Here is a 12,247-nt window from a genome sequence, read left to right as displayed (position 1 = left end):
AAGCCTGCCACCTGAAATTAAGACCAAAAGAAAATATCAAATCATTTGAAGGAACCTTCTTATGTTATCGGTACCGCAAAAGATTATATTGGAAACAGATCGTCTGATCGTTAGGGAAATTGGCGAAGCTGACGCTCCGTTTATTCTACGTCTTTTGAATGATCCTGCTTTTATTAAAAACATTGTCGACAAAGAAGTCAGAACACTGGACCAAGCTTGCGATTACATTAATTCAGGCCCCGTCACCAGTTATCGCGAAAACGGCTTTGGCCTCTACGTGGTTGTCTTGAAAGAGGGCAAAGCTTCAATCGGTATGTGCGGACTGGTCAAACGCGATGGGCTCGATGACCCCGATATTGGCTATGCCCTTCTTCCAGAATATTGCTCAAAAGGGTACGCCGTCGAAGCAGCTAGCGCTGTTCTAGAGTACGGGCAAACTCAGTTAGGAATAGAGAAAATTGTCGGCATCGTTAATCCCGATAATGTAGGGTCAGCCAAAGTACTTGAAAAAATTGGTCTGGTATTTGAAAAAATAATCAAGGTGTCTGAAGACCTGCCGGAAACCAAATACTATATATCGAGAAAAACAACCTTATAATCTAGGCTAAACCTTCAAAGCGTAAGCCAAACACTCGTCTTGATCAGGCTGAAACGATTGTCCAATCCACCAGTCTTCCGTCGTCTTTAGCAGCCGCCCCATTTTTGGTCCCGGCTCGACCCCTGCTTGAATAAGGTCGCGCCCTTGTAGAGGGAAGAAAACCGGGCGCCAGCCCTCGACAACCTTTGCACGGTACAGAGCACTTTCACTTTTGAAATCTTCGCCATCTCTTGCCATTTGCAAACGGAGAAGGTCCGAGACCAGCCCAGCACCAATACGATAGAGAGCTTCTTTAAACAGCATTTCATCCGTAACAGAATCAATTTCGTACTCAGGCTTTATCAAAGAGATAAAATGTTGTTTTTCTGCGGTTGAAAACCGTAACCGATCGGGAATGGTAACTTTATCTTTGACCTCACCCCCTTCTAATAAAGCAACCAACCGAACAAGAGGATCTTTACGACCTTCCAGCGGTATAAACCGTGCCAAACAATCACCGGAAAGAACTTCGGGTAGAAAGGGAGAAAAAATCTGATTTTCCAGCATAACATTTATAACGGGTATGGGGTTTGGTGCCGACAGAAGCCTCATTAACTCGCTATGAATACGTTCCGCAGACAAACCTTCGAGCATATGTTTTTTTGACTTGGTTGCCGTTACACCTTCCTCATCAAAAACATCCGTACCGTACCACGCTTGAAATCGGAAAAACCGTAGTAATCTGAGTGCATCTTCTTCGATGCGAGTTTCTGCCTCACCAACAAATCTAACGCGACGTTCTTTGAGGTCCTCAATCCCGCCAAAAGGGTCAAACACCGTCCCATCCAGGCGGCAAGACAAGGCATTCATCGTCAAATCGCGGCGGGCAGCATCTTCTTCCCAATTATCTGTGAAGGCCACAGTTGCATGACGGCCATCCGTTTCGACATCAACCCGCAATGTTGTGATTTCAAAAGCCTGATGATTGCAGACGGCCGTAATCGTTCCGTGATCAAGCCCCGTCGGTATCGCTTTGATATTTGCGGCCTCTAATAGCTTGATTACCCTTTCCGGGTGATCAGGTGTTGCAATGTCAATGTCCTTGATTTCACGTCCCAGCATGGCATCGCGCACACAACCGCCGACAAAACGAACGTCTTGCCCCTTAGCAGATAAGGCTTGCATCACCTGTTGAGTTTCTTCTGTCAGCATCCACCGCTGATTCTCTAACTTGTACGTCACTGTCATCAATCAATATCTGTATTATCCAGAACTTTTGGCTGGTAACTCGGCGGCACAAGATTGTCCCCCGGGGCAGGGCCGGAATTTGAAAAGAAAATTCCCATCGCAATACCTGCAAGAACAACACCGCTTAAAAATAGCCAAGCCCAAGGCCCCCGTTCTATCCAGGGCAAATCTTCTTCACGCATTGCCCCTTCTGATTCAGAGCGGGCTCTTCTTGTTACAAGGTAATAGGCAAGATAAAGAGCAAACGGCAACAGAATTGGCAAAAGGATTAGAAGTAGTCTGGTCAGCATTTGCTGTTATTCCCCATTACAAGTTATATGATTATTAGAAAAATTATTGTTCTGATTAAGGCTTAGAACCTCGCACAAGTTTACCAACATGCCCGCCGTCGCCCCCCAAATAAAATAGTCATTAAAGGGAAAAGCATAATAATATCGACGATAACCTTCAAATTCTCGAAAATGGCGTTGGCGGCTTTCAGGGGCTAAAAAGAAATTCAAAGGAACTTCAAACACTTCAGCAACTTCAAAACTGTCCGGCTCAACAGGAAAAGGTGGTTTAATAAGACCAACGACAGGTGTGATCACAAATCCTGTACGGGTCACATAAGTATCCAGCTCCCCAATAATGCTAACATGTTTACGGGGAAGACCGACCTCTTCCTCCAGTTCTCGCAAGGCGGTATCACAATGGTTTTTGTCTGTGGGATCAACACGTCCCCCCGGGAAACTGACCTGCCCCGCATGATCATGAAGATGATCTGTTCGTTTTGTTAGGAGAACTGTAAACCCGTCTTCTCTCTCGACAAGAGGGACAACAACAGCGGCGGCGGTTTTATTCCGCGTCGGATCAAAAAATCCCGGGTTTAAGTCATGATCACCTCGCGTGCTATCTTGCCCTGATGGCACGGCTTTTTGCTGTGCAAAAATCTGTGTCAATCTCTGAGATGTCCAATTCAAACCCACGCTTTGTACCGTCCTTTTCTATAATAATAGACTGATATTGGGTACGGTTATTCAACCTTCCCCAGCAGATGAAATACCCCTGAGCTCCATACGCCGATTTCACTGCCCTTTATTTCAGCTAAATCCATCAACTGATAATAAACGGCACGTAAGATACGGGCCTCTAGATTCTGCCTTACCAATATATAGGGTGAGGGCTCGCCACTTTCATCTTTATAATCAATTCGAATCGGATGATCCTTATCCAGATCAAACCACTGATCCATATTGCTTCGAAATGAGAGAACCTGTTCCTTACCCTGACCACCATTTTTAAGTTCAACAATCGTAAAGGGAACGTCTTCGACAACGATCTGGGCTTTTTCTGCTGGCGTCACCAACCAATATTCGCCCCTCTCATCACGTTTAAGAACAGTCGAAAATAATCGCGCCAAGGCCTTCCGCTCAATTTCCCGGCCTTCATGAAACCAAGTGCCATTACGGTCTATACGCATATCAACATCACTGGTTATCGGTAACTTACGAGCAGCTTCTGCTAAATCGCTTTTATCTGGCGAGTCACTACAATCTGTCATCTTTTTGTGGCCCTATAAGCAAGAGATCACTGTTGATTGATCGGATATAACTATGCAAACGCTTGTTTTAAGTTCATTATAACCAAGGTGTTAATGAATGCGTCAAAGAACAAATGTATACTACCATAGGATACATCTGGGCAATGGCCTAGGATTGTGGTCAACAACACAGATACGGGCATCGTCCAAACACTTAGGCAGCGATATATTTGAAGTTAAGTCAAAAGAGGAAATAAAATGGACACTACGGATAGAAATCCGAGTACAACATTATCCGAAGACCTAACCTTACAGGCAGATCAACTCTGCACTCGCCTTGCACAACTCAATGAAAATCTAGGAAAAGTTGTCTTCGGGCAAGAAGATGTCATTGAGCAAGTCTTAATCACCTTATTAGCCGGAGGTCACGGCCTGCTCGTCGGGGCACCGGGACTAGCGAAAACCAGATTGGTCGAAAATCTTGGTATCGTCTTTGGCTTACAGGAAAAACGTATTCAATGTACACCCGACCTAATGCCATCAGATATCATTGGTTCAGAGGTCCTGGAAGAAGACGACGATGGTCGAAGATCTTTCCGCTTTATTCAGGGGCCTGTTTTCTCTCAACTTCTAATGGCCGATGAAATCAACCGTGCCAGCCCCAGAACTCAGTCAGCCCTGTTACAAGCAATGCAAGAACATACTGTCACCGTCGCCGGGCAAAGCCACAAATTACCCTCTCCTTTTCACGTTCTGGCAACACAGAACCCCCTAGAGCAGGAAGGAACCTACCCTCTCCCAGAAGCGCAGCTTGATAGATTTCTTTTAGAGATCTATGTCGGCTATCCTGACAGAGAAGCTGAAAAACAGATGCTTCTTGCCACGACCGGAACAAGCGAACCCCAAGCAGAAGGCATTTTAACAGCACGTGAGCTTCTTGCGGCACAAAAGCTGGTCAGGGAAATTCCTGTCGGCGAAGATGTTTTAGAGGGAATTTTATCGCTGGTTAGAAATGGCCGCCCTGAAGAAACAGAAGATGATTTTGTAAAACAGTTCGTCGCTTGGGGGCCCGGACCACGTGCCAGTCAAGCCTTGATGATGGCCAGTAAAGCGCGATGCCTGTTACAAGGAAGATTAAGCCCCTCACTAGATGATGTGATAGCTTTGGCTGCACCGGTTTTAAGACACAGAATTCATCTGGACTTCACAGCCAGAGCCGAAGGCATAACCGTATCAAAGATTATTAAGCGCCTTATCGCCCCCCTGAACTAGAGGGTTAATATGTACAAACGGGCTCCATCAATAGAATCTTCTGCAGAGAAGCTTTCTGCAACACTTCCCCCTCTTCTGATTGAAGCAGAACGTGTTGCCGCAACAGTTTTCCAAGGGGCGCATGGAAGACGCCATGTCGGACAAGGTGATGAGTTCTGGCAATACAGGCACTATAGTCCTGGGGATTCCCCGCGTAAAATTGATTGGCGTCGTTCCGCCAAGTCTGACCCTAATTCTGAAAATGCAGGTATTTTTATCCGTCAAAAAGAATGGGAATCGGCCCAAAGCTTATGGCTATGGAATAACACTGCCCCTGGAATGGATTGGGCTTCTGACAAAAAACTGGTAACAAAAAAACATCGAGCTTCAGTTCTTAGCCTAGCACTTGCACAGCTTCTCATTCGAGGTGGCGAAAAAGTCGCACTGGCCGGCGCGGGCATCCCCCCTTCAAATTCCAGAAAAAATCTTTATACCATCGCGCAACAGCTGGAAAATCAAAATTTAGAACGTAAAAACAACGAAGGTAAGCATCCCGAATATGAACTCCCTCAAGGTCATCGTTTTGCTCAAAACGCTGCTGTTGTATGTTTCTCAGATTTTCTCACCCCCTTATCCGAACAGAAGCAAGTCTTTGCAAATCTTGCGCACAAAAACCTTCGTGTTTGGCTGGTGCAAGTTCTCGACCCTGCAGAAATGAACCTACCCTACACAGGACGAGTGAAATTTCAACAACCGGATGGGGACGGCGAGCTCTTACATTCTGATGTTGAATCTATCCGTGATCTCTATATCGATCGTATCAGGGCGCATAACAAAGACCTGTCCCGTCTCGTCAAAAAATGGGGGTGGAACCACATCCTCCACACAACAGATAAATCACCGGAATCAACACTTTTGACCCTCTACCGAAGCATCTCTGAGCGTCAGAATGCTTCCACACAAACTAGGGGAGAAAGCCCAAACCACACCGAAAGTGAACCAGAAACAAGCGGAGGAAATGTGGGGTCAGAGCATGCTTGATTTAGGAATCATAGGATTTTTAAATCCGTGGCTCTTACTTGGCCTCATCACGCTCCCTGTTGTTTGGCTGATTCTACGTATAACGCCACCTGCGCCAAAAAAAATTACATTTCCAGCATTGCGACTTCTCTTGGGTTTACAAGGATCAACCTCCAAACCTCAAAAGACAGCTTGGTGGCTTATTCTCCTTAGAATATTGATTTTAGTTATTCTTATTCTAGCCCTATCCGAACCCATATATGCCCCTGTAAAGCGAACCGATAACAACTACAACACACTTGTTTTGTTGGATAATGACTGGGCCTCAACAAACAGCTGGACCAAACAGCTTGCAACGTTGCGCTCTGTTCTTGAACAAAATAATGGTAGCAATAAACAAGTAGCTGTTTTGACTACCGCAAAAGACACGACCGGACAGTATCATTTTTCAGGTTTCAAAAATCCCGAAAATCTTTTAACCAATTTTGAACAGCTCTCGTCAATCCAAAGCTGGCAATCTGACCTGCAAGGCGCCCTAAAACAAGTCGAAGAAGAACTTGAACGTTATCATCCTCTCAAAGTTTTATGGCTTTCTAACGGGTTGCTCTCTACATCACAAACAAACGAAACATTAGAACGATACATACCTTTTGCCACATCAGAGATTTATCTTCCGCCCGATGAGAATCTTCCACTATGGATTACGAACATAACCCCCGACAGAAGTGGATTGAAGATAACCGTAGAACGTGGCTTCGAGGGTCCAGAAACCAAAGAACGGGTAGCAGTCCTTTCAGACAAGAATGAAATACTGGCTTCAGAAAATATTACGTTTGCTAAAAGTGAGAAAGCTGTTTCAGTAACCATTAACATGCCCAATGAGCTTTATAACAAGGCACAAAAGGTAATGATTGTGGGAAAGAATACCGCAGCAACAACCTTCTTGCTTGATCAGAGTAATTATCGTTTCCCTGTCGGAATTCTTACAGCGGCAGGCCAAAAGGATAACAAATCCCTTCTTGGTGAGCACTACTATCTTCAACGGGCTTTAAGCCTGTTTACGGACGTCAGATACGGATCTGTGAAAGAACTGTTGTCTCGAGAACTTTCAACCATTGTTTTAACAGATAAAGAAAGCATCCCTTCTGATGACGAAGAAACACTCAATCAGTGGATTAACCAAGGCGGACTTCTTTTAAGATTTTCCGGCCCTAATCTGGCAGAGAAAAGGGACAAGTTTATTCCCGTACCCCTCCGCAGTGGCTATAGAAACCTGGAAGGAAATTTAACATGGGAACAGCCACTTACCCTTGAAACGTTTGACAAGAGCAGCCCGTTTTTTGGCCTCCCTCACAACACAGAAATAACGGTATCCGGCCAGTTGCTAGCTCAACCTACGCCGGAACTGGATAGCCACACATGGGCAAGACTTCAGGATGGCACTCCACTTGTCACAGCAGACAGTCATGGGGAAGGCATGATAGTATTGGTACACACCTCATCAAACACGCGCTGGTCTAATCTGGCTTTGTCGGGCTCATTTGTTGATATTCTGAGGCGTATCTTACAGTTTGGTCAGGGTGTTGGCGCAACCAATGCATCAGACAGTAAACTTCCTATGCATGATATACTAGATGCCTATGGCAACCTTATTCCCATAGAAAATTCTTCCTTTACACTGGATGCAGCTCAAAACAAAGAGATCTCAGCACAGAATATTGGTCCGAAAATGCCCCCTGGATACTATGGCAAAGACAAAAGGCAAAAAGCTGTAAACTTGGCAGGCAATTTGCCAAACATTCAAAAAAATGACTTTCAAGCCGACGATCGGCAAATTTATGAATCCAGGAAAGAAAGTTCGCTCCAAGTTCCTTTGCTTTTCATCGCCCTTACCCTATTCCTTTTAGATCAAGCGCTGACCCTATGGCTCAGAGGATTGCTCTCAAATATCGCTATCGGCAGACCTGTCGCTGTTATTCTGCTTCTTTTGCTTTCCATGATCCTGACACCTTCTCATAAGGCGACAGCACAAGACGTCAAAGAACCATTAGACAGACAAGGTATTGAAGCAACACTGAACACCTATCTTGCCTATATTATTACTGGGGATAACAAAGTCGATTCTGACAGTCATTCTGGGTTAGCCGGTCTCTCACTCCAATTGCACAGACGTACTGCCGTTGAAAATGTCAGAGTTACAGGCGTGGATTTAGACCGAGACCAAATCTCACCTTATCCCTTCCTCTACTGGCCAATAACTGCGCTTCAAGAACCGTTGACTACGCGGGGCAAACGACAACTGAATGAGTACATCAGCAATGGCGGGTTAATTTTGTTTGACCTGCGCGAAGCTTCAAACACCCTGAACTCTGCATTGGGGTCACAGGGGAATGCCCAATACCTGCAGATGCTGACGGATGAGATAAATATCCCACAAATGGAGCCTGTGCCTGCTGGTCACGTGATCACACGTTCTTTTTACCTTCTGGAAAGCTTCCCCGGCCGTAATAATAACCGTGATTTTTGGACGGAAAGTACGGACCCCTATCGGAATGACGGTGTTGCGAGAATTTTGATCGGATCAAATGACTGGTCCCGCGCCTGGGCCATAAATGGGCAGGGGCACCCTCTCTATGCCATGGTACGAGGCGGGGAACGTCAACGAGAACTCGCCTATCGGTTTGGTATTAATCTGGTTATGTACGCATTAACGGGTAACTACAAAGAGGATCAGGTTCACATTCCCCATATTCTAGAGAGGTTAGGTCAATGATCTCTAGTTACGGAATAGAATGGCAGCCTCTCGTTCCCCTTTGGATGATCTATGTGATCATCGGCTTTGCACTGTTTTCAATACTTTCCCTCTTTTTCCTCAAAAGTAAGGGCGGAGAATTCAGAGCTTTCTTCTTGGCGATTATTACTGTTTTTTTAGCAAATCCCAGCCTGCACAAAGAAGTCAGTGAGGCTTTGCCAGAACTCGTTCTCGCCATTGTAGACAACAGTCAATCAATGAGCTACGGCAAGCGAAAAAGCCAAGCTGCTAATGCGCTAACCTCGCTGCATGAACAAGTTAATCAACGGTCAGATCTTATCCTTAAAACGATCCAAATTAACGGTGACGCTGAAAACGGTACTAAATTATTCGAAGAAATATACCTAACTGCTGAAGATAAAGAACGTCTGGCCGGTATTATTATTATCTCGGACGGGCAAATTCATGACATTCCAAAAACACTGGAAGGAACACAGTTTCCACAAGACATTCCCCTTCATTTGTTTTTAACAGGTGATCCCGACAAAGGGGATCGCCGTATTGTCATTGAACAGGCCCCTGCCTTTGGGATTATAAATCAAAAAACCGAACTTTCATTTAAAGTCATCGACGAAAATATTAATAAAACAGGTACCCCAGCAACAATTACATTACGAAAAAATGGTGAGGTTGTTGCAGAGTTTGAAACCCCAATTAACCAGACAATTACGCATGAGCTAACACTGGAAAATCGGGGCGAAGCAACTTTCGATATCACGGCAGAGACCTTGGATGAAGAAATCACCCCGATCAATAATCAGGCTGTTTTTACCGCAAATGGCGTTCGAGACAGACTAAAAGTTCTTTTGATTTCAGGTGAGCCCCACCCCGGTGAGCGCGCATGGCGGAATATTCTCAAAGAAGATCCTTCTGTCGATCTCATCCACTTTACGATTCTACGACACCCCAGCAAACAAGATGGCACCCCTATCAGAGAACTTTCCCTGATTGCCTTTCCGATACACGAACTATTCGAGGTGAAGCTGGCAGACTTCGACCTGATCATTTTTGATCAATACCAGCGCCAAGGCTTCCTGCCCAGTCATTACCTGACCAATATCGTAAGATACGTTAAACAAGGGGGGGCTCTTTTAGAAGTTGGCGGTCCTGGCTATGCCTCACCTGCGTCGCTCTACAACACAGCTTTGGGCAGCATTCTTCCTGCTGAACCACTGGGCAAAGTATCTGAACAAGCTTTTCAGCCGCTGATCACACAAATGGGGCTACGCCACCCTGTAACAGCACGCCTGCCTAAAGCCAATCTTTCACACGATGAAAAACCACAGTGGGGACGTTGGTTCAGACAGGTTGAAACAGATACGACAGGTGGATCAACCCTTATGACTGGGAACAATCAGCTCCCTTTACTTATTCTGGATCATTACGAAGCAGGACGTGTCGCACAGATAACCAGTGACCACATCTGGTTATGGGGACGAAATATCGAAGGCGGGGGGCCACAAACAGAACTAATTCGACGTTTGGTCCACTGGCTCATGAAAGAACCTGAATTAGAAGAAGAAATATTAAAGGCCCGGTTAAAAGATCAACAGCTTACGATCACCCGCCAGAGTATGTCAGAGAAAGAAGCCACACTTTCTATAACCAACCCATCAGGAAAAGTAACTGAGACCACACTCAAAGCCGATACGCATGGCTACGCCTCAACAAGGATAGAGGCAACTGAACCTGGCCTCTATACAATTAACGATAATATCCATACGGTCGTCGCCCAACAAGCACTCAGCGGCCCCGAACATGAAAGAGTACGAGCGGATCCATCACATCTCTCCCCAATCATAAAAACCAGCAAAGGGGGAATATATCCCCTGACTGATAGCACCCCAAAGCTACGTCTGGTTCGGGGAGAGAGCTCTGTCACTGGAAAAGATTGGGCCGGATTGCAGGCACAAAAAGCCGAGAAGCTGATCGGATCGACAAGACATCCTCTCCTTTCGCCCTGGATTTTCTTATCCTTGTTACTTTTAACCGCATTCGGGGCTTGGTATCGCGAAGGCCGCTAAACTTTTTGAATAATTCGCTCTGCACAAGTATCTTCCCAAGGCAGCAAGTCACCTTTTGGCAGGCCCGCAAGAGGTATATTCTGAAGTGATAGGACCTGAAATTTATCCGCGCTTACAGGAACTGACATATCAAAACCTTGAGGTTTAGCGAGTTCAAATCCGTAAGGTGCGTAATAAGGCTGCTCCCCCACAACAAAGCATAAACGATAACCCATTTTACATGCTTCATTCAGACCATGTTTAACCAAAGCCTTTCCGATACCCTTGCCCTGTAAATCTGGTTGCACAGCCAACGGCCCCAAAAGGAGAGCGGTTTCGCCGCCAACAAGAACAGGCCAGAAGCGAAGCGTTCCAAGTAGCTTGTCAGAAAAAGAACGTACTGAAAAACTTAAGTCAGTTACTGCAGGCACACCAGACCGAAAGTTATAGGAAGGACGGGATTTACGTTCAGTGCCAAACGTCAAATCCAATAGTTTATCAATCTGTGCTTCATCCGTAGAATTTTGAAGGGTAATCGTATAGTCACACATGGTACATCCTGCATTAGTGCCAGCTCTAAGAGCCTGTACTTTTATTTATCAAAGACATCTTTTTTGCTAACTGCTGTCTTTGGTAGTGCAGGTTGACCTGATACTCAGGTCGCTGAACGGTCCATCTCGACACACAGACTAACAGCCCTGCGAACAGAAATTCGAGGGCAGGTGCGTCGTCGTCGGAGGTGTTCACAACAGTTGGGCATCTAAATGACCAAGCCTTAAAAAAGTAAATACGATTTGCATATCTTCGATATCACGATTTTTTACCGTGTCAAAGCAAGAAAATATCGCAGATGCTTTTTCCATAACAATCGCCCATAAAAAATCAACGATTCAGATTTGACTTATTCCCATAGAAATTTGCAATAAAGTCTATAAACACACGGGCTTTAGGCGAGAGATTGCGATTGATCGGATAGACAACATATATTGCGTTATCTGTATCCACTTCCCAATCTGGAAATAGTTTCACCACTCGTTTTTGATTTATCGCTTCACGAGAAATGAAATCTGGCATACAGGCAAAACCAATGCCCTCTTCGACAGCAGAAAGAATAAAATCTCCATTGTTCGCCGACAGATTACTCTTCAACGACACCCTAACAGTCCCCTGTTCTCCTGTAAGTTTTAAGTCTGTAATTCTATTCAGGTTTGAATAATGCAGAAAGTTATACCCCGTCAGTTCTGAAGGGATTACTGACCTGTATCTTTTTTCAAAATAGGATGGGGCAGCAATAATACTCATTCCACAATCAGATATTTTCTTGGCAACCAGCCTTGAGTCCATCATCCGCCCGATACGAATGCCAACATCAAAACCATCTTCGACCAGATCAACCATTTGATCATTAAGAACCAGATCTATCTCTATCTCGGGGTAGTCCTTTCTAAAGCCAGCAAGCATGGGGGCCATACACTTGATCCCAAAAGACATCGGGGCATTGATTTTCAATAACCCTCTGGGTGTCGCGGATAATCGAGAAACTGCATACTCTGCCTGTTCGGCGACATCCATAACGGCTTGACACTTTTCAAAAAACAACCTGCCAGCTTCTGTCAGAGAGAGACGCCGAGTTGTACGGTTTAATAATCGGATTCCCAAGCGATCTTCAAGGCGGCTCACCTGTTTAGATACTGCAGACTTACTAATGCCCAATGCCTGGGCTGCAGCTGTAAAGCTTTCATGTTGAACAACCGAAGCAAAAACCGCCATTTCATTCAGATTCATCTCTTGCCCTTACCAGTCACTGTTTCCACAAA

General features: G+C 45.3%; 11 protein-coding genes. 5 read left to right on the top strand and 6 right to left on the bottom strand.

Annotated features, from left to right (window positions below; translation table 11 throughout):
• The first annotated feature begins 61 nt into the window (after positions 1-61).
• Complete coding sequence (locus ACN0QW_RS01725; protein WP_417428217.1) at positions 62-598, top strand: GNAT family N-acetyltransferase; 537 nt, start codon at positions 62-64, stop codon at positions 596-598.
• A gap of 6 nt (positions 599-604) precedes the next feature.
• On the opposite strand, the gene ACN0QW_RS01720 is transcribed toward ACN0QW_RS01725, so the two are convergent.
• From ACN0QW_RS01720 to ACN0QW_RS01705, 4 genes are all read right to left on the bottom strand, one after another.
• Entirely contained in the window at positions 605-1,825 is a 1,221-nt protein-coding gene (locus ACN0QW_RS01720; RefSeq protein ID WP_417428215.1) for a CCA tRNA nucleotidyltransferase, read from the bottom strand.
• Positions 1,825-2,115 carry a hypothetical protein gene (locus tag ACN0QW_RS01715; protein ID WP_417428213.1) on the bottom strand — a complete coding sequence of 97 codons (291 nt, stop codon included), beginning with the start codon at positions 2,113-2,115 and terminating at the stop codon, positions 1,825-1,827. Before ACN0QW_RS01715 ends, ACN0QW_RS01720 begins: the two co-directional genes overlap by 1 nt.
• 6 nt (positions 2,116-2,121) lie before the next feature.
• Positions 2,122-2,763: a CoA pyrophosphatase gene (locus ACN0QW_RS01710; RefSeq protein WP_299372280.1), complete on the bottom strand. Its 642-nt coding sequence runs from the start codon at positions 2,761-2,763 to the stop codon at positions 2,122-2,124.
• A gap of 74 nt (positions 2,764-2,837) precedes the next feature.
• Positions 2,838-3,365, bottom strand: coding sequence for a DUF1285 domain-containing protein (locus ACN0QW_RS01705; protein WP_417428211.1), 528 nt, complete (start codon positions 3,363-3,365; stop codon positions 2,838-2,840).
• Between the two features lie 237 nt (positions 3,366-3,602).
• Here ACN0QW_RS01705 and ACN0QW_RS01700 point away from each other — a divergent pair, with 237 nt between their 5' ends.
• Genes ACN0QW_RS01700 through ACN0QW_RS01685 form a run of 4 tightly spaced genes read left to right on the top strand, consistent with a single transcriptional unit; the run spans position 3,603 to position 10,451 of the window.
• Positions 3,603-4,616 (top strand): AAA family ATPase, encoded by a 1,014-nt coding sequence (locus ACN0QW_RS01700; RefSeq protein WP_299372274.1) that lies wholly within the window; start codon positions 3,603-3,605, stop codon positions 4,614-4,616.
• A 9-nt stretch (positions 4,617-4,625) separates the two neighbouring features.
• Positions 4,626-5,636: a DUF58 domain-containing protein gene (locus tag ACN0QW_RS01695; RefSeq protein ID WP_417428209.1), complete on the top strand. Its 1,011-nt coding sequence runs from the start codon at positions 4,626-4,628 to the stop codon at positions 5,634-5,636.
• Complete coding sequence (locus ACN0QW_RS01690) at positions 5,629-8,388, top strand: DUF4159 domain-containing protein (RefSeq protein WP_417428207.1); 2,760 nt, start codon at positions 5,629-5,631, stop codon at positions 8,386-8,388. The genes ACN0QW_RS01695 and ACN0QW_RS01690 overlap by 8 nt, the downstream gene beginning before the upstream one ends.
• Positions 8,385-10,451: a hypothetical protein gene (locus ACN0QW_RS01685; RefSeq protein ID WP_417428205.1), complete on the top strand. Its 2,067-nt coding sequence runs from the start codon at positions 8,385-8,387 to the stop codon at positions 10,449-10,451. Before ACN0QW_RS01690 ends, ACN0QW_RS01685 begins: the two co-directional genes overlap by 4 nt.
• On the opposite strand, the gene ACN0QW_RS01680 is transcribed toward ACN0QW_RS01685, so the two are convergent.
• Positions 10,448-10,981, bottom strand: a complete 534-nt coding sequence (locus ACN0QW_RS01680) for a GNAT family N-acetyltransferase (protein ID WP_417428203.1) — start codon at positions 10,979-10,981, stop codon at positions 10,448-10,450. The two genes, ACN0QW_RS01685 and ACN0QW_RS01680, sit on opposite strands and share 4 nt — an antisense overlap.
• A gap of 331 nt (positions 10,982-11,312) precedes the next feature.
• Entirely contained in the window at positions 11,313-12,215 is a 903-nt protein-coding gene (locus ACN0QW_RS01675) for a LysR family transcriptional regulator (protein ID WP_299372111.1), read from the bottom strand.
• Positions 12,216-12,247: the final 32 nt, after the last annotated feature.

Source organism: Kiloniella sp., from assembly GCF_048259265.1.
Taxonomy (GTDB): domain Bacteria; phylum Pseudomonadota; class Alphaproteobacteria; order Kiloniellales; family Kiloniellaceae; genus Kiloniella.
Note: the sequence above shows the minus strand (reverse complement) of the source record. Positions and strands in the feature narration are given on the sequence as shown.